This window comes from Shimia aestuarii (genome assembly GCF_022814865.1).
Lineage (GTDB): Bacteria > Pseudomonadota > Alphaproteobacteria > Rhodobacterales > Rhodobacteraceae > Shimia > Shimia aestuarii_A.
The window spans coordinates 1-18,767 of the sequence record NZ_JAKVRD010000025.1; the positions used below are offsets into that span (position 1 = coordinate 1).

The window sequence follows — 18,767 nt, forward strand, 5'->3', positions numbered from 1 at the left end:
CAATACGAAACGACCCCACAGTGCTCTGGGCTATCGCCCACCGGCCCCCGAAACCATCATCCAGATGGACCAAAGGCCGATCATGCACTAACAATCAAATTGGACCACTCAAGTGGGGCGGATCAGGTGGAACGGTAGATCCGCAGATTACCGCATCCCGGAAGTGACTTCAGCGTCTTTTTGACTGGATCAACCAACGCCGGTGCCAACCACGGACTAAAGGTTTGCTCAGACATTGCGCCATTGTCCTCATTTTCAATTCAGATATTGGTAGGCGGTTGAAAGGAAGATCGAAATCTGCGACGCCACAGACCCAAAAATCGGTTTGATGGAGTAACCTGGAGCAACTTTCATGATGCCGTATTACTTGAGGTCGTGCGGCGTCTTCCGGAGGGCTTGAACTCGGGCTACGACGATAAGGTATTCGGTATCAGATCCAACGGGCGTTTTACGCTCTATGGTTATCCGCTCCGAAATGTGTTGCTGGTGTCCGTTCCTATCTGTCAGATCGAGGACCAACAGAAATCCAAAGCGGACGCCTGTAGTGAGATATCCTGTCGCTTGTCCGGCGTAGCGCTTGGCCAAGGTAGCGTTGTCCGGTACGTTGTCATCCTTCTTAACCTCGATAATCGAACTTACACCGCGAAACTGGACGTCGATGTCGGCTCTCCCACCACCACGATCACGCGCCTCTGCTTGGAAGGTTGGCGCTCCCCCGGTCTGCAAGAATTTCAGAAAATCCAGCTGCAGATCATGTTCTACCGGTAGCTTTCCACTTCGCCGGAACAAATAGGAGGCGACAGGATCGGTGCTAACACCGACGTTTGACCGGGCAGCCAAAAACTTCAGTAATAGGCCGACAAGAGACTCCACGAGCATCCGCGCGTCGGGGAAACGTGAATAGTCTGGCTGAGTTGCAAACTGTTCGATTACCTGTTGCCAAAGCTGAGCAACCATAACATTGGCGTCCCCATGCATGCGGAGTTCCGAAACACCCATTTTGGCCGCGGCTTCGCTGAAGCCGGCATCTTCTAGTACCTCAACCAGCCGGCTAGTGGTCGTGGCGTCGAAAGGGCGGCGATTAAGCGAGTCCTCCATCGACCGCTTGAGCGTTTCGCGCAGCTCCGCTACAGCCCCGGCTTTTCCATGGTCAATGTTGACCTGTAGCCACTCCTCCAGCGCTTGAAGGTAGTACCTGCGTTCGCGCATTCCACGGATGGTAGCATCCTGCATTGACGCATCGAGGCCGGGCGTAGATGGCAGACCAAAAACTTCGCTTCCAGGGTAGAAAATTGACAGAAGCTCATCCTCAATCACAATTGCAACGTTCAACCAAATTTCTTTGCCTAGGGAGTGGGCCAGAGCAGCTAATTTTGTTGCCATTGACAACCAATGAAAGCGTTCCCTCGAGGAAACAGCCAGCCATGAGTGAGACGCGTGGCGCGCCTGTGAAAACGCAGTATACTCGATGGCAGCAATTTCCAATTCAGGTAAACGATCTTTCAAATCTGCTCGGAGCCCGTCTTCCCGTACTGACAGCAGGAAGGTCGTGCAAAGCAAATAGAGTTTTGCATCCGGACGACGCTCGCTGTTCTCGAGGGATCGCTCGAACCATTTTTTTGCGGACGCAAGCGCCGACCAAAGGGCTTCCTCGGTGGGTGCGGCCAGTCCTTCGCGAAGCTTAGCTAACCCAATTTCCATGCACGCTTCGTCTGCGACAGTATCCAGCGTCGCCAATTGTTCGAGAAGCAACATAAAGTCTGTATCCGGATATCGACGTAGAATAGCGCCAACCACCTTGGCGACGTGACGCAGGAATTGTGGATCGTCCTCTGTCGAAACGTCGAGGATGCTGGCCTGTAGCCTACGCACGAGAACCGCGTTCTCTTGCGAGAGCAGCATCGCACCTCTCAGTGCATGGGAACGCCCCCATGAATGATTGCTTTCATCTTCGAAATGGGAACAAAGACTTGTCCACGCTGGCTTGGCGAACCCGGCTGGTATCTCGATCCGCTCCAGACAATCGACCATCTCGGCCAGTGCTGGAGCGTCGTCAGTCCACGCCAGCATTTCCAACAATACGGATTGGACAGAGGTCTCGGATATCCATCGGGTCAGCCAGCAAAAGCCATCGGCTCGGTCTGAACCGGGCGCGAGTTTTTGTACTGCAGAAAGCAATCGCTCCGCTGAAACGGAGCCCGGATCACTGGATCCGTCAGCATCGGCGCGTAACAACTCGATAAGATATTCCATGACTCACCGCTTAGAAAACGTAGTCGTCGCCTTTGGCATGGAGACGATGCTCGATTGGCACAACGGCTTCAACGGAAGGACGCGCTGTCGTGCCGATGATTATCTGCACACCGCCTATCTCCGAGGCCGCGGTTGCAACGCTATCGAGCATCGCCTCGAAATCCTTGTCCACGACCTCTTCGGACGCCGGCGAGTCGATCACCATCAAACCGGGGTGGCGGCCGTGACCCCGTTCCCTTGCGACTTCGACCGCAGCGAGCGCCACGGCAATCTTGATGCGCAGCCGTTCACCCATGGTCAAGTTGCTAAACCATTCGATAGCTCCACCTTGTTTGACTTTGAGCCGACCTCCGTTGTCCAGTTGCATCTCAGTGGCGTTGGGCATGCCAAACTTCCGGGAAAGGAGCATCACCGATTGCGATATCTGCTTCAGAATCTCAGATTGCATATCAACCATAAGTTCTTTGGTGACGTCAGTGGCTGCCCTGAGAACCTTATCCGCAGCATCGGTATTGGCGTCCGAGCTTGTAGATGTCGCTCCATCACCCATGAGGTCGCGAAGTTGAGCTGCCTGGGCTTCCAGCTGGACGATCTCCAGCTCTGTATCAGGGACCTTGGCAGCAAGGTCGACCTGCAACGCGGAAACCCGATCCTTTGCTTTTCGAAGTTCGATTGCAGCGTTGTTTGCAGATTTTTCCGCGGCTTTTTGCTTCTCCCTAGCTAATTTCAATGACGCGTCGAGGGCGTCGACTTCATCTTTCGCAAGCTGAATGTGATCTTCTTCAAAATCCTCTGTGCCCTGGGGAATATCGTTCTTGCAAAGCAGACAGGTGCTTCCATCGCCAGTTGACCCAGGCGCCGCCACGACCTCTTTGTATTTGGCTTCGCAGGCTGGGCAGCAGGATGGGCTAAGCTTGCGGAACGAATAGCCGGCTGACTTCTCGTCCTCCAGTTGCTGTACCCTTTGACGGGCTTTCTCGAAGCTCTCCGCAATCTTCTGCAGCGAGACATCAGCCACTTCGAAAGCAGCCCGCGTGGAATCCGCAACTTCGCGCAGAGTGACCATCTGTTGGTCCAAATCGTTCAACTCGACCCGTTTCCTTGAGCGATCGTCAACCTTCTTCACGCTTTCCCTTGCTGTCTCCAGCTTGGCGTTGACCGTCTCCAACCTTTTCGCAAGGCCCTTGTACAGCGCAGACTGGTCTGGACGAGCGGCGCGGGATTCCTCGACCTCCTTCTGCGCTGTGAGGGCCGCGCTATACGTCGAGACCCACGGCAAACCGATGAATAGTTGCAGTAGGCGTAACGGGATACCATCGATCGTGACGTCGCCGAAAAGTGCCTTGGCGTTCGTCGAACTCGACAAGAAGAGTGCCGATGAAATCAGTGGCCAGCCATGAGCATGACCACCGGTTTTGGAATTGTGTGCATATATCGGCGAGAAGGTTAGTTCAGCCATCATTAGCTGTTCCGTTTGCGACTTCAGCCCTTCGCCGCCATCACCGTCGTATAATGGCACCCAGCTCCCGTCGCTGCCCGAACGGCTGACGCGGGCTTTCGCTTTCGCCGGATCCTCCTCTCCGACATCTTTCCGCAATTCAGTACGGTGGAGAATGCCGTCGATCTCATAAGTCACATCGACGATTTCCAGCCATTTCCAGACGTCCGCCTTAACCCTTCCCCGGAACTCGCCCCTGATGACAGCGTATAGCAGATTTAGGATAGAAGACTTGCCGCGGAGGTTGCGGTCCGACATTACCGCAAACAATCCAGCGCCGAGGTTGGCCCAAGTCTTATCAAACGGCCCGTCACAGTCGGACTCTGCACGGGCACCTGCAACTCTTATGCTTTTGAACCGCAATGACTTCGCTCGAGGAGGTGTAGGCTGCGGCTGGATGTTGTATTTCTGTAGCACAGACTTGGCTGTGCTTTCCTCAGTGCCTGAACGTTCCGCAATGGCGCGGAGCCAGCCACTCTCGGTGGATTGAATTGGCGCAGACTTTCTCATTTCAGATTCTCCGAAATCGCGCGTAGGCGCTTCTCGACTTCCACACGAATGCTCGGGATGAGATCGCCATGAAGTGTCTTGCCATAGGTGGGATGCTCGTATTGCCAGTCCTTAAGCTTCGAACCGCTTTTACCGGAAGCTACCCGCATCACTAGCGTCATCCGGTCCCGGTACCACACCAAGTCCGGATGATCGGCTACACACTGGTCCAAGAAAGCCATTGCCTTCGATGATATCTGGTATTCATAGCGACGCACCTTGCCATCTTCGCCTTTAAGCTGCATCGATCGGACGAGTCCGTAGTAGCTTAGCAAGGCAAGTGCATCCGCGATGTTCTCGTAAGCTCCTCGCTTCCACCTGACCATGCGCACTAGCCTGACAGAAGGTTCATCAGCATCAAAAATGCCTTCGACCTTCTTAAGCAGGTCGAGATCACCCTCGGCTTCGACCACGTCCAGTAACGCGTCAGCCAGATAGTCTGGATAGCGCACCAAGAAATCCATAGCCATTAGCCGTTTTTCGGCCCTGAAGACTTTCACGCATTCTTCAGCAGGATCGTCAGCAGGATCGGAACCGGCCGCTAGAATGAAGAGAAGCCGCAAGGCGTCACGATATCTAACCCCAACGGCAGAAACTGGGTCAGTTGAAGTCGCGCTCCCAGTTTCGCCCGCTATATCGTCAAGTAAGCCCATGCCTGCCGACAACTCCCCCATAAATCTATGATTGTATTATTTCGAATAAGATCGCGTATCGTCGCTTGCAAAGCAACCCATTGAGAATCTGGACGAACTGCCTGTCAAACACATATGAACACAAGTCTAGCAAGGTGTTGCTCGGCAAGCTGGCGGAGCAATCTGAAAACACAACCGGCTTGATTGAACGCTGATTGATTTGGGTTTCGGCTCTGTACCCTTACGCCAAAGGCCGCACGGGAGACCTTCTGGTTGCTGAAAAACGCTGGCGAACAGCAGCAGTGGAGACGTCAAGAGTACGCATGCTTTACGATGGCAGTCTGACTGGCAGAGGCTACAAACAGTCATCCTCCGCGCACAACACAGAAGATTAACAAGGGACAGTCGCGCGAAGACCGCGCTCACCCTCCCAATAGCTCTTCAATGAAGTCCTCCTGCCGGTCGAGCGCCGCCTCCCATTCCTTCGGCAAGTCCGCTTCCCGCTCGAGCATCTCCGGCTCTGGTTGCCCGCGCCCGGCTTCCATCGTCCTCACGCTCATCGCGCGCGCTTCGCGGCGCTGCGAGCGATCCCGGACTGGCGCGCGTTCGGCCGGTTTCGCCTGCTCGTCTGCGCCGGCCTCATCGCCACCTTCGCTGCCCCAAGGCCCAACACCCTGCACGCTCGGCGGATAGGGAAAGGGCTTACCTTCTTGGCGGGCCAGCATCTGCTTGAAGAAGGGATCGTCGTAATACTTGATCCGGCTCGCCTTGATCGGGTGCTGGGGCGAGGCGAGGATGATCACCTCGTCGGGGTCCATCAGGCGCGCTTCGGTCTCGGAAAGCAGCGGCCGTTCTTCCAGCCGCGCCGAAGTCGAGGTCGCGCCGAGGATACCTTTGTTGCGGCCATACATCTTGGTCACCGCCTCGCGGGTGGTGCTGCCGACGGCGGCCGAGACTTCCTTCACCGTGCGCTGGTCGCGCGGGGTGATGTAGAGCTTGAGCCCTGCCCCGTTCTCGAGGCTTTCGCGGCCCTCGGGCCCGTAGATCCGGTCGAGCGAAGCCAGAGACTGCGCGATCATCGCGACGCGGCCGCCATAGCTTGCCAAGGAATGGATAGCGCGTTCGAGATAGGGCATTGCACCCATCTGCTGGAATTCGTCGATCATCATCATGACCGGCCAGGGTTCGTCGGGGCCCGGTTCATTCAGGCGGATCGAGGCGATGAGATCGGCGAACATCAGGCGCAGGAGTGGGGCGAGGGTTGCGATGTGATCTTCGGAGACGGCGATATAGAGCGACTGCGGTTGATTCCGAAAAGTCGAGAAATCGAAGTCGCTGGCTTGCGTGGCCGAGCGCACTGCCGGGTTGTCCCACTGCTTGAGGCCCGCGGTCATCAGCGCCTGGATGTTTGAGGTCAGCAGCCGCGACGAGGCAGAGGCCGCGTTGGTCCAGAGCTCGCGCAGGATGTCTTCTTCGGCTTCATCGGCATAGGTCTTGTACTGGGCGTTCTTGTACTCGCCCCCGGCGACGATCTTGTTCACCTCGCCAAGGTTCGGCGTTCCGCGCTGGATCGCCAGCAGACAGGCCGCGACGAAGATCGACTTGCCGGCCTCGGAGAAGGTGTCGAGTTGCTTGTTGTCCTTGTCGAGGAAGAGGTCGGCCAGGATCGAGACCTCGGTGAAGCGCTGCGCGAAGCTCGGGGCCTTGGCGATCCGGGCCAGAGGATTGTAGCGATGCGTGGCATTGGCCCAATCAAACGGGCTGAAGCGATAGACCTCGTCGCCATTCAGCGCCCGCAACCGCGCTGTCTTCTCGAAGTTCTCACCCTTCACGTCGAGCACCACGACCGAACCCGCGAAGCTTAGGAGGTTCGGGATCACGAAGCCGACGCCCTTACCGGCGCGGGTTGGGGCGACCATCATCACATGCGGGATCGTGGTCGAAGAGATGAACTCAGCCTTCGAGGTCGGCGCGCCGAGTTTGCCGCAGACAAAGCCCTTGCCCGGCGCCTGCAACATGTCGTTCTTCTTCAGCTCCGCCTTGGTCTGCCAGTGTGCCGAGCCGTAATCGTCCCGCTCTTTCTTCCAGGTCCAAGCCAGCGCCAGGGTGCCGAGACCGATCGCGCCAAAGCCAACGGCCCCGAAGCCCACCTTGAAGGCTTCGGGATGTACCGCGCGGGTGCTGGCGCTCGCCTTCCAGAGCGCCAACATGTCGAAACTCTGAAACCCCGTTTTCAGGGCCAGGGTCAGGTAGAAGGCGGCAACGATGGTGCCGATGACGGCGCCGCAGATCACACCGAAGAGGAGCGCTGCCCAGAGGGGAAGTGTCTTGGTCATGGTGGTCATCTCCCCTTTAGAATTCCATCTCGTCATCGAGACCGCGGTCCCGACCGAGATCACGCCCCAACTCCTGCACCTCCTGCTGGCCGCGCAATCGCGCCACCTCGGTCGCCTTATCCTGCTGCAACCCGGCAGCGCGGTCGGTGAAGACCTGATCGCCGGTTTCCTCAAACGTCATCTCAAGGAACTCCTGCGTGACGGTGATCTGATCGAGCTTGCTCGGCAGCGCCGCGTCCAGCACCTCGTAGTTGCCGCGGCGAAGCTCGGCCAAGCCTTCTTCGCCCAACTCCTTGAAGAGCTCGGATTGCAGGGTCCGCTCGACCGTCTCTTCCTGTTCCTCGCTGAGCTTGCCGTCGCGCAACATGTGGGCGAGGTCCTGCAGGTAGGGATTGGGCGTCCGGTCGTCCTCGTCGATGAGCGGCAGCGTCGCCTCTTCCTCGTCCGCGAGGGTCCGACCAATCTCGACACCCAGTTCCTTGGCGCGTTCCATCAGCGCGTCCATCACGCCGTCGACCTTCTCGAGCGCGGCGTCGAGTTGGTCGTCACTCGCGGTCTCCACGCTCAGACCGTCCTTGGCCAGCACCGCGTTCATGTCCCGCTCGACCCAGTCCTGTGCCATGCCGTAGTTCCGCGTGCCGCCGGCACTGATCCGCGCCACCAGTTCCTCGCTATCCATCCCGACCTCCTCGGCCCGCTCGAGCACGTCACGCAGCCCTTCGTCATTGCCCGACTGCAGCGCGGCGATCAGAACCTCACTGCCCGCCCCCGGCGGATAGGGTTCTTCGAGCTGCTTGCCGAAGCGCACGCGCAACTCCGGGTCCGGCACCATCTGCGAGAGGTCCGCGATGATCGGCGCGGCCTTGGCCTCGAACGCGGCGCGCTCGGCCGGGTCCAGTTCCTCGGCCTTGAGCCTCAGCGCCTCGATCGTGCGCTCGGAATAGTCGATCGCATCACCGACGGTCTTGATGTCCTTCATGTCTATCTCTCCTTCGGTGAAGTTCCACGGCGTGCCCGAGCCCAGTCCGTCCGCCATGCCGCGCACGGCGCGCGCCATGTGGCGCTGGTCCATCCGGTCCAGCAGATCCGCGAGGTTCTTGTAGTCCTTGGCGAAGCCCACCACCTGCGCCTGCGCGATGGCAGTTTCCTGGGCCGTCATGACGATCTCGCGCGGCAGGCGAGCCTCTTCCTTGGCGCGGTAGATCTCCTCGATCCCGGCGGGCTTCTCGAAAATGCCGCGCTCGAGCCGCGTGGTGGCATCAAGCATCACGCCATAGCGTTCCGCAATTTCAGCCTGCTTCTCGCGCATGAGCTGCGGCGACATCACGCCCTCGGCCCAACACGAAAACCAGGTGCCCTTCTCGACGCCGCGATTGTTCAGGATGATATGCGCGTGCTTGTGCGCCCGGTCGTCATGAACCGCGAGGACATAGTCCCATTGGTCGCCGTATTCGCCGCTCTCGAAGAAATGCTCGGTCCAGTCTATCGCGATGTCGCGAACCTGATCGACCGTCACGTCGGTCGGGAAGGACAGCAGCATGTGCGAGGTGAACCCGAGCTTGGTCGAGCCGCGCCAGGTCCCGGCCCAGTCCTCGACGATGTCCTCTTTCTGTTCCTCAGACAGCACCGCCGCATCGGTCAGCGCGTTGGTCATCGTCGAATAGGTGTAGACCGCCTTGTCATTGATGTAGGAGATCTGCGCCCCAAGCGAAGCACGCGTCTTGCAGCCCCCTGCCCGGATCCGTTTGAACACCGCCGCTCGGCTCTGACCCGAGGCTACTTTCAGCGCGTTGCGCGCCGACATGGTTCCAACGCGCGCGAAACTCCGCCCCTGCCGACGCCCCGCCAACCGCGCGTCGATCCGCGCCGCGGCCTGGCCCCGGATGCGCTCATCCTCCCAGAGCCGCCCCATGACCGAGGTGTAGAGGGCGAGCGGATCAGCCATTCCTGACGAGCCTCAATCCGCGCTCGATCGCGCGCGGGTCATCCTCCAGGATCTCGTTCTCCGCCTCCTGCCCTTCTTCCTTTTGCGGCCATTCCTGATGACGCAGCGCCTGCGCCGCATCCTTCATCTGGCCCATCTCACGACTCATCGACTGCGCCAGATCGAGCAGTTCGATCAGCACCGCGCGGTCTGCCTCCGAGACCTCCAGCCGACCGCGATGGACCGCCTTGGCGAGCACCAGTCCGGCGTCGCTCATATCCTTCGCCTGACGCCATGCGGCGCAGAATTCCGAGACCAGATCACGGGGTATATCAAGGAACCCGCACCGTCCACGCAGCACCGCATTGAGCGCCTGTGATCGGTTGGCAAAGCCCCGTTCGCGCCACTCCGCATCGAAGGCGTCCAGCTCGGATCGGCTCGCCCGGAAGGCCACCGTCTCGCTTGGATCGCGCACCGCGATGCCCTCGCCCGCCTCCTCTTTCGCGAGCCGGTTCACGTGGCGCGGGGAGATGCCGAACGCCGCCGCCAGGTCCTTGGCGCTCTCGCCCGCCGCGAAGCGCTTTGCCACTTCGATGCGCTGCTCAAGCTTCAGGTTTTTCGCTGGCCTCGGCACTAGGACGTTCTCCCGCTTCCAGGGAAAAGATGCATGCGCAAACGCGCGCGAGGCAGCGATTGCTCGCAATCGCGTTCGCGTGCGGCGGAGCATTCAGCTTTGCGGGAAACGCCCATCACAGACCCCTCGGACAAAATGTGCAAACATTGGCCATATCCTGCCAACGTCTTCCTTCTCTCTTTTGCTTATACTTCAATACATCACATTGCGCAATATTACGTTTTGCATGATGTGTTTTTTTGCTTGCGATGAGGTGCACTCAAGACCGCTGGGCAGCGCGACATGGAGCGGTGCCGTCCTCATCGATGCGCGACAATCTGGTCGAATAAATCTGCTGAAACTTGCGCTGGAGCAGCACGCGATGTCAGGCAAACCGAGCGCCCGAGCCGGTCACGGATCGGGCGCCAGAAACACGAAAACGGCCCGCGCGGGATGGCGCGTGTCACGCCCGTTTGGGGCGTCACAATGTTGGTAAGGATCAGTGTCAGACCCCTGCGGATCCGAAGACCCGCAGGGGTGTCTGGGTCAGTGACCCAGTCCCTGACTGCGCAGATCGTCGTAGCGGCTGCGGGCGATCAGAGCCTCGGTCTCGAGGCTGTCGAGTGTCTCCGGATGGGCGTCTTCATCAAAGGCGGCGAGGTAGGCATCGAAAGCCATGTCGGCTTGCAGTTCGGCGAGGTCGATGGATTGTTCGAGTGTCATGGTGTGATCCTTTCCGTTGATCGTCGTTGGACGGATCGTGGAAAAGACCGGGGGCATGAGAGCGGGCTGCACCCGGCACGGGGCGGAATGAAATGGAGCACGCTGGGGGCAGGTTTGTTGTGAGCGATGCCCCGCAGCGCTCAAGGCGCCAGCCGTCCAGAAACCTGCCCCCGGCGTTGCCGGCCGCTCGACCCCGGGCTAGCGATCTCTAAGGCCAACAGGTCGACGGAAAGGCGCGCGGCGGTGACTCTGGCGTGAGACGTTGCCCCGGGATGCATGACGTTGATTTGCGACTTCCACCCTCGCGGCACAGGGTGAGTTCGGCGCCCCTGGTAGCTTCGCCAAGACGACCTAGGCGCGGGTTGTTCGACCGACGGAAGAGGTGCGCTTGGCTCGCTCAGTTGGCTCCCAGTTCTCCCTGCGGTCATTCGGTTCCGCCTCCATCGCGCGTGATCCACGCTGTCACTGAACTGAAAGATCGAAGCCGCGCCCGCGACCTATCCGGTCTGACGACCCGCCTCTGCGTCCGCTTCCGAAATATGCCGCGTTCTTCGGACACCGATAGTGCACCGGTCGAGGGCAAATTCCCCCGGAACGAGAAAAAGCCAGACCGCCGGAGCGGTCTGGCCTTTGGCTTAGGCGGCGTCTTTTGGGCCCCAGGGGATCACGGCCTGCAGGGACAGATCGTCCTGGTTCGCGGCCTTGCCGAGGTTGGCGTTGAAGCCGTGGTCGCGGATGGTCAGCGTGTAGTAGTCGGCGCCGGTCTCCTTGTTCTGCTTCTTCCAGATGCCGCCGCACTCGACAAGCTTGCCGCGCGGGGAGCGTCCGAGGACACGGTGCGTGGGGGCCATCGGGTTCGCGCTTGCGACGGGTTCGACCGTGATGTCGAGGTCGAAGGTCAGGGTCGAGATGGAGCCGACGCCCTTGGCGGTTTCGATGTCGGCGCTGGTGAATTTGATGCAGTTCGTGGTCATTGCTCTTCTCCTTGTTTGCGTTGCAATGATGGTCACCTTGCAGCTGGCCAAGGCCCGGTCACACCGAAGGCGAAGCGTAGCGGAGAGGGGCAGGCGCCGGTCTATTTGCTCCGCGCGGAATGGCCCGCAGGGACAGGGGAAAAAGATCGGCGACAACCTTTGTGGACGGGTCGACAGCTGCGACCAGCATGTCATGCAACTCAGACACCAGGAGAAGTGCGGTGGCCGCGAAGAAAGGAGGGTGAACAACCGAATGAGAGAAATGCCTGTGGTGGCGATATTTCTGTCCTCTCGCACCGAGCCGCATCCCGGCCAGTCAGAGCTTTGCTGACCCTGCCTCACGTGCCGCGACGGCTGGTTTCCGTGGCAACCCGATCTGTGTTGTCTGGAAGAGCTGCAGGGAGATCGTCGAAGCCTCGACACCGTTCCGCCCCCCCCGGATTTCGAACGGTCCCTCCACGGCACCCCGTAACGTGCGATCCGCGCAGCACGACCATCACCGGCCTGATGCCAGCTGCGGTCAAGGCAATCCGGCGGTCGTAGAACGCCGTTTGCGACCTATGATGACGGGGCGGCACGGCACGTCCGGCAAAGCAAGGAGCAACACCGGCCGAGACGCGAGATACGAGATCGATGTTGTCACGCGCCCGCCCAAGCGACCGTAACCGGAACGGCCGAGATGAAGCGTTGCCACGACCATGCGACGGCTGGCCGGGCTGGCTCCGGAGGAGACTGCACCGCCAGCAGCACGTCGCAGCGAGAGGCGGCGTTTCAGCTCGGGGCGGGCGGCTGCGTGCAGCCGACCGAGTAGGGCGCGGTCCTGACCAAAGGGCAGGAGGGGCCAATGTTCCCCTTGAATGCTTCAACTTAAGAATCAAAAGTTACTTCAACGGCAGGGCCATTGAGACAGGCGGAACACATTTTGATTGAGCTGAAAATCGAACTTGTTGGCATCAAACCACCCATCTGGCGCCGGATCCTCGTGCCGAATGACATCAGCTTGGACATCCTGCATTCCGTTCTCCAGGGCGCTATGCCTTGGCAAGACTATCATTTGCATGAATTCGAGATTGGCGAAGACAGGTTCGAGGCCCGCGACGAAAGTGACGACAGCTGGGACCCAAACGATGGCCGGAAGGACGAAAAGAGCTTTACTCTTGGCGAGCTGGTCAAGAAAGGCAATCAGTTCATATACACTTATGATTTCGGCGATGGCTGGCGGCACCTCGTCACTGTCGAGAAGGTTAGCAAACCAACCGGAAGACCAGATCTGGACTTTCCCGCCTGTGTTGCCGGAGCGCGAGCGTGCCCGCCAGAGGACTGTGGAGGGCCCTACTCTTACGAAGAGTTTCTCGACGCGCTGACCGACAAACGCCACCCGGAATATCGTGATACAAAGCAATGGGCCGGCGCGTTCGAACCGGAAGTGTTCAGCGTGCAGCAAGCCAATGCTGCCGTCGGTGCGATGTTCGTTTGGGCGAAAGAGTGTCGCGGTCTAAAGTGACTCCTGACGCTGGCTTGGCGCGCGATCCATATGGCGAACCTCGCAACCATTTTGAAGAACTGAGATCGAGGTACCGACGTGACCACAAGCTCGACCATCATGCAGCCGTTGGTGAAAGCATGGGTGGATCAATTCGAAGAAGCGGACCGGGCGGATGCCGCGATCCTCGCGTCCCTCATCCGGCTTGTCCCTGGTGATGCTTTTCGCCGCGATTTGACGCGGGTCCTTGAAGACCGCCTGAGGATCGGTCCCAACCCCGTGGCGCTTTACAACGAAACAGAGCGTAAGAAATGGAAAGGGCAACCCAACCGTTTGTTTCCCGAGACGTCCCGCGCGAGTAAAATTCAAAAAGGGAAGAAGACTGTGCGCGCATATGGCCGCGTCGGACCGCCGCTGGTGCCTCGTCAGCGACAGGTCGCCGAAGAAATAGGCAGTGAAGGGGTTGTCGCCAACGTCCTGACCCAGTTGCACAAGCGCCATCGAAGGTCGATCCTTCTCAACCCTGGGGCCGACATAATTCGCGAGAAGCGCGCGCGCCGGTTCGTTCTGGTAACGGACTTCATCGGAAGTGGAGATCGCGTCATCAACTATCTCAATGCCGCATGGAGGCTGCGGACAGTGCGCAGCTGGTGGTCGAGGCGCAGTCATTCCGGCCTTTGTTTCGAAGTGGTGGCCTACGCAGGGACAGAAGCTGGGGTCGAACGCGTAAAGGATCACGCCTCATCGCCCACCGTCAGCTTGGTGACACGATGCCCAACAATTCAAACGGTCTTTCCCCGAGGAAAAGTCAGGCGGATGGAAGAGCTGTGTCGTCGCTATGCGCCACCAGGGTCCAAACCCCTGGGCTATGGCGAAGTGGGGGCGCTTTTGGCGTTTGATCACGGCATGCCGAACAATGCACCTTCGATGTTCTGGAAGGATGCAAGAAGATGGTCGGCGCTGGTACCGGAGCGTGCATCCAGTACAGCTGGTTCCCCCTACCAAGAACCGCACACGCCAGAGAAAGAAAGAGCGCGTATTGAAGCGTCTGCCAAGGCGTCGGATACCGGGGCAATTCTGCGCCCGACGAGCTTGGAAACGATCATCCTGTCTGCACTGCGCCGATCTCCCCGTCATTCCGAAGCGATATCGGGTCGTCTCGGCATGAACATCGATGATGTGTGCGAAATCCTTGACCGCTTGAAAGGTTGGGGTTGGATAAACGCGTCGCATCAACTGACCGAACGAGGGCGGATGGTTGCGTCACGACTGATTCGCCAAGACCGCAAGAGCCCCCTTCCCCAAGGCGGCGACACGATGTACTTTCCGAATGCGTTGAGAGCGCCACGCGATGTCTAGTGGTTGCCGGGGTAACGACCGGCACCGTTGGTGTCACGTCCTGCCCGCAGGAGGTGATGCCTGGGCCGTCGATTGCGATGGGCTCACGGTCAAGCTTTCGCTTGATGCTCAACTTGATCGAACCGCACGACCTTGCGGTCGCCGCAGCGGTAGGCTGACTTGCGATCCGATCAAGCTCACCCTGAAGGGTGGATAGTAGATGCGAACGTGGAACTCTCAACGCTACTTCGCCGAAGGCCTTGCGGCAGGAGTGGATGAATCCATCCTCAATAATGCAATCGCGACAGCTGAACACACATTGCGGCAGCCAAGTCCCGGCCCGCCGATCCTCACCCTTGGCCATCTGGGGCATTTGGCGGGCGTCGATGTCGGTATTTTGAAAACATATGCCTCAAGGCAGGATGCGGACCCTTATCGGGAGTTCTCGATCCGCAAGCGCCCGATCCCGGGCCAACCTCCGCGCTATCGAACAATTGCCGTGCCTGAGCCGCCCTTGCTGAGAGTCCAGACTTGGATCGCGTCCGAAGTCCTGCGCCACGCACCCTGCCATTCGGCGAGCACGGCGTTTGCACCAGGGTCTCGGTTGGCCCAGGCCGCGGCGCGCCACTGCCGCGCAGTTTGGATGGTCAAGATTGATCTGCGGAACTTCTTCGAATCGCTGACTGAAATCGACGTGCATCGGGTGTTTTTGGAGCGGGGCTACCAGCCGCTGGTCGCGTTTGAGCTTGCGCGCTTGTGCACCCGTCTCCGCGACAAACATCGCAACGATACTGCTGTCTTGCCTCAGCGACGAACGCCCAAGTTTCGGCACTCGTCCTTGACATCGCTTTATCCACGAGACCTGCTTGGCGTCTTGCCGCAAGGCGCACCAACCAGCCCAATGTTGGCCAATCTCGCAGTGCGCGACCTAGATGAAAGACTGACTGCTATCGCGAAGACCTTCGGCGTCCGATACTCGCGCTATGCAGACGATCTCACCTTTTCAACGACACGAAAGTCGTTTGGAAGATCCCGCGCACATGATCTGGTAGGGCGAGTCTATGAGACCCTGGCTGCTCGAGGACTGGCGCCGAACCAATCCAAGACGACGATTGTTTCTCCGGGAGCACGGAAAGTCGTGCTCGGCCTTTTGGTGGACGGAGACACGCCGAAGCTGACCCGCGATTTCCGCTCGCGGCTTCGAAAGCACCTGTATCACATAAGCGCTCCCGATCAGGGGCCGGTTCAACATGCAGCGCGGCGCGGATTCGCCTCCGTTGAAGGCCTCCGCCAACATCTGTTGGGCCTGATCGCGTTCGCCGGTCAGATCGATCCGGTCTATGCGGCGAAATGTCGGGCGATTTTAGACTCGTCAGATTGGTCGCAGACAAGGAGGTGAATTTAATCTGTTCGATGGGCGTCTTCTACCTACGGATTTTCATCAATTTGGAGAAGCTTCTGAGCTCAAATCACCACCGGAGAACCTAGAAGGTCTTTCCAGCCTGAGATCGCACTGATTTTGAACCGGTCCTGTGAATTAAGTGTCGGCCTTCTGCGTTGCTCCAGTATCTCTGAAATCCCAGTCACTTCATCAGACTGTTCGGGCCGCTATATCACCGCGCGTTTGGCCAAATAGGTGCAGACCGCGCAGGCTACACTGACAACCAGCTCGGCCTCTGGCGTATCAACCTGCTGTCCTTCCAACCCGTGACGAGCGTTGTTGGACGCATAGCCCCACAGTTTCTCGGCTGCGGTATCAAGAGGTTTTGGAAGGTCCAATCGCTTTACAAGCTGGCCGAATGTTGCTTTGGAATCGCCGGCCAGATCCCGCGCGGTCGCTTCCATCGCTGCGCAGGCATGCTGGATTGCCCCGGTCACATCCGGCTCTGGCCGCCGAGAAATATCGCGCAGCGCTTCGTGGATCTCGCGTGCGGCGGCACTGCGCCCGGTATGTTCGAGGATTTCGACGGCCTCTTGTGTCGCGCCGGTAAATGCTTCGGAGCCGCGATAGACTATCTGGCCGTCGTTCATATGCCAGCCGACGCCATTTTCGACAAAAAACTGGTTCAGCCGGCCATCGAACCTGCTTGCATTGTCGTTGAACCCTTGCGCGAGTGCCGTATGGAACGCTTCAGCAATGTCATAGACCTTGTACCAAGGACAGTCGGCAAGTAGCCCAACGACCTCTTCCCAGATGTTGGGGTGCTCCGACCAGTTGTTCCGGTCAGGCGGGACGAGCAACACCTGACAGATGATCCGGCGCATGGCGGACGGGCTCATGCCGATGTCCTGCCCAATCAGCGGGATCGCATAGCGCAGGTTTTCGGGCGCGTCCTCGTGAACGGTTATCTCCGCGGCTGCGCTGCGGTAGCCGTGCCGGTTCGAAAAACTCTCTGCCATTCTGCCAATCCCCTACGCTATCGGCACTGTGTGCAAATGGGCTTCGATCGCCTTGATCGCATCCGCGGTCAGCGGCAGGTTTCCCTTTTCGGCCTGCCAGTGCTCATGGAAGCGCGCGACAGTCTCGCGTGCGGTTCCCAGAACCAGCTTCTCGGATAAACCGGCGTTTGCAGCCAGGTGCGACAGCTCGTCCTTCGAGAACCCGGAGAACTTCTTGGTGCGGCTAAAGGTGAGCGCCGCCTTGTCGTCGTCTATGTAGGCAATGGTCGAAACAAAATCGTAACACGGCGCGAGCGCTGCCTGCCTACGATCCGGATAGATCAGCGACCAGTTCTTGAGGTGCATGTCGGCATTGCCGATCAGCACATTGAAAGTCAGCCGCCGGATAAACTCGGCGATGTCGGCCTCTCCGCATTCAGCGGCCAGTACCTGTGCGATGTTGCGCTGGCTTGCCTTCTCGTACTTGTCCTTGGGATAAACGCGAAAGACCTGCGCGAAGTCTTCAATGTGAACAGCGCTGCCATCACTTAGACGGTCAAATCTTTCGACCGCCAGCGCCTGACCGCTGACCTTATCCATGCCCTCGGGCAGGTTGCCGATGTCGGCAACATCGATCAGCCTTATCGGCGGAACATCCATGCCGCAGAGACGCGCGAGCGTCATCATCGAGAATTCATTCTCGGGGACAGCATCGAAGCCTTGCGCTGGCAACTTGACGATCCAGGAGCCGCCGACCCCCTTGGCCGGAATCGCAAGACCGCCTTGTTTGTCTCCCAAAGCCGAGAACTTCAACTGAACGCCTGCCAGCGAGAACCTCAGCGCCTGATCTCGATGATCATCGTGATGATCTTCACCATCATCAGCGTCGGGGGGCCACGCCTCACCATCGGCGGGCCGAACAGTGACCGCACCGGGAAGGTCCTCGCCGAGAACCCAGAGCAGGAAAAATTCACGGACGGGCTTCACGCCCGCGCGCTCGGCGAGATAGTCTCGCATGTGACCTTCGGGCAGAAGATTGGAGAAGAAGGGCAGCAGGTGCATGTTCTGCGTACCGAAATCAGTGGTCAGTTCCCCAAGCTCATTCTTGAAACCGAGGCTCAGAACCGGCCTGCCCGCATCGGCGACATAGCCTTCAGAGAAAGCAAAGAGCGAGGTATCACCGCTGACCCGCGTCAACGTACCTATCGGCTCTCCGTAGAGCAGGACTTCAAGGACACTGACATCAGCCATGATCGTCACCATCCAGACGATAGGCCGGACGCGGTAAGGATGGTGCAGATACACCCGCCCCATGGGCGAGTGCGTTGCGCAGCATGCGCAACTGGCTCTGCGCCTGCTCGACCGCTTCCAGATTGCGCGGATCGCTCAGGAACTCCTGCATGGCAGCAGACGCTTCTTGCAACTGAACAACATCATCGGCTGAAAGCTTGAAGTGCATCAATTCGCGCGCCCGGCGCTGCAACTCCTGAACGACAATCTCAGAGAGCGTTTCACTGGGAAGCGCTGCTATCTGGTCATCAAGGCGCTGCAATAGGTTCGTCGCCTTACGCGCGCTCTGAACGTCACGGTGACCATCATCATCACCGCGAATGATCGCCCGAACGGCAGGCAGCTTCTTGCGCGGGACCAGAGTCAATTCCAGATCAAGTACACGTGCAAGCTCGACCAGGCTGGACAGACGCAGATCGACCGCCCCGTTCTCGATCTTGGAGATGTGGCTCTGTGGAACCCCAGCCTTCGCACTGAGCGCGCGCTGAGAGATCCCTTTGCGTTCCCGCGCGGCTTTGAGCGACTCTGCGATGTGCTCTATTGCGTAACTCATGATCTATCTTGCTGCTTCGTTTGCCATCTATGATATTCATAAACATATCACTCACTGAAGCAGACTTCAAGATTGATGTAGAATTCTACATCAAGGCATGCGCGTGATGTTCTTTTATGTATCAAACGCCAGAGAAGTCACTTGCCGAAAAAAGATCCGCTGGAAACTTGGGAGCTTCGAGGATCGACGATCAGATGCTCTTAACAGCAGCCACGGAGCCGA

Annotated in this window: 14 protein-coding genes; 3 read left to right on the top strand and 11 right to left on the bottom strand. The window is 58.9% G+C overall.

Annotated features, from left to right (window positions below; translation table 11 throughout):
* Positions 1-363: 363 nt before the first annotated feature.
* From MK745_RS17635 to MK745_RS17670, 8 genes are all read right to left on the bottom strand, one after another.
* On the bottom strand, positions 364-2,253 hold the full coding sequence (locus MK745_RS17635) for a hypothetical protein (protein WP_083783485.1): 1,890 nt from the start codon (positions 2,251-2,253) through the stop codon (positions 364-366).
* A 10-nt stretch (positions 2,254-2,263) separates the two neighbouring features.
* Positions 2,264-4,261, bottom strand: coding sequence for a hypothetical protein (locus MK745_RS17640; protein WP_036761585.1), 1,998 nt, complete (start codon positions 4,259-4,261; stop codon positions 2,264-2,266).
* Positions 4,258-4,953 carry a hypothetical protein gene (locus MK745_RS17645; protein ID WP_175480281.1) on the bottom strand — a complete coding sequence of 232 codons (696 nt, stop codon included), beginning with the start codon at positions 4,951-4,953 and terminating at the stop codon, positions 4,258-4,260. Before MK745_RS17645 ends, MK745_RS17640 begins: the two co-directional genes overlap by 4 nt.
* 401 nt (positions 4,954-5,354) lie before the next feature.
* Positions 5,355-7,268, bottom strand: coding sequence for a type IV secretory system conjugative DNA transfer family protein (locus MK745_RS17650; RefSeq protein ID WP_027246185.1), 1,914 nt, complete (start codon positions 7,266-7,268; stop codon positions 5,355-5,357).
* 16 nt (positions 7,269-7,284) lie between these two features.
* Positions 7,285-9,213: a relaxase/mobilization nuclease domain-containing protein gene (locus MK745_RS17655; protein WP_008335610.1), complete on the bottom strand. Its 1,929-nt coding sequence runs from the start codon at positions 9,211-9,213 to the stop codon at positions 7,285-7,287.
* On the bottom strand, positions 9,206-9,826 hold the full coding sequence (locus tag MK745_RS17660; protein ID WP_008335612.1) for a helix-turn-helix domain-containing protein: 621 nt from the start codon (positions 9,824-9,826) through the stop codon (positions 9,206-9,208). The genes MK745_RS17655 and MK745_RS17660 overlap by 8 nt, the downstream gene beginning before the upstream one ends.
* Before the next feature lie 525 nt (positions 9,827-10,351).
* Positions 10,352-10,528 (bottom strand): hypothetical protein, encoded by a 177-nt coding sequence (locus MK745_RS17665; protein WP_165198475.1) that lies wholly within the window; start codon positions 10,526-10,528, stop codon positions 10,352-10,354.
* 635 nt (positions 10,529-11,163) lie between these two features.
* On the bottom strand, positions 11,164-11,502 hold the full coding sequence (locus tag MK745_RS17670; RefSeq protein WP_008335621.1) for a DUF736 domain-containing protein: 339 nt from the start codon (positions 11,500-11,502) through the stop codon (positions 11,164-11,166).
* A 922-nt stretch (positions 11,503-12,424) separates the two neighbouring features.
* On the opposite strand from MK745_RS17670, the gene MK745_RS17675 reads away from it, so the two are divergent.
* The 3 genes from MK745_RS17675 (at position 12,425) to MK745_RS17685 (ending at position 15,722) form a co-directional block, all read left to right on the top strand.
* A complete protein-coding gene (locus tag MK745_RS17675) occupies positions 12,425-13,006 on the top strand; it encodes a plasmid pRiA4b ORF-3 family protein (protein WP_200813253.1) in 582 nt (193 codons plus the stop codon).
* Between the two features lie 78 nt (positions 13,007-13,084).
* Positions 13,085-14,344 (top strand): phosphoribosyltransferase-like protein, encoded by a 1,260-nt coding sequence (locus MK745_RS17680; RefSeq protein WP_243614551.1) that lies wholly within the window; start codon positions 13,085-13,087, stop codon positions 14,342-14,344.
* A gap of 199 nt (positions 14,345-14,543) precedes the next feature.
* The gene (locus MK745_RS17685; protein WP_050772053.1) at positions 14,544-15,722 is read left to right on the top strand and encodes a reverse transcriptase family protein; all 1,179 of its coding nucleotides are present in this window, start codon (positions 14,544-14,546) and stop codon (positions 15,720-15,722) included.
* 209 nt (positions 15,723-15,931) lie between these two features.
* On the opposite strand, the gene MK745_RS17690 is transcribed toward MK745_RS17685, so the two are convergent.
* Genes MK745_RS17690 through MK745_RS17700 form a run of 3 tightly spaced genes read right to left on the bottom strand, consistent with a single transcriptional unit; the run spans position 15,932 to position 18,545 of the window.
* Positions 15,932-16,723 (bottom strand): AbiJ-NTD4 domain-containing protein, encoded by a 792-nt coding sequence (locus MK745_RS17690; RefSeq protein WP_243614552.1) that lies wholly within the window; start codon positions 16,721-16,723, stop codon positions 15,932-15,934.
* A 12-nt stretch (positions 16,724-16,735) separates the two neighbouring features.
* Entirely contained in the window at positions 16,736-17,953 is a 1,218-nt protein-coding gene (locus MK745_RS17695) for a type II toxin-antitoxin system HipA family toxin (RefSeq protein WP_027246249.1), read from the bottom strand.
* A complete protein-coding gene (locus tag MK745_RS17700) occupies positions 17,946-18,545 on the bottom strand; it encodes a helix-turn-helix domain-containing protein (RefSeq protein WP_008335637.1) in 600 nt (199 codons plus the stop codon). The genes MK745_RS17695 and MK745_RS17700 overlap by 8 nt, the downstream gene beginning before the upstream one ends.
* Positions 18,546-18,767 lie beyond the last annotated feature (222 nt).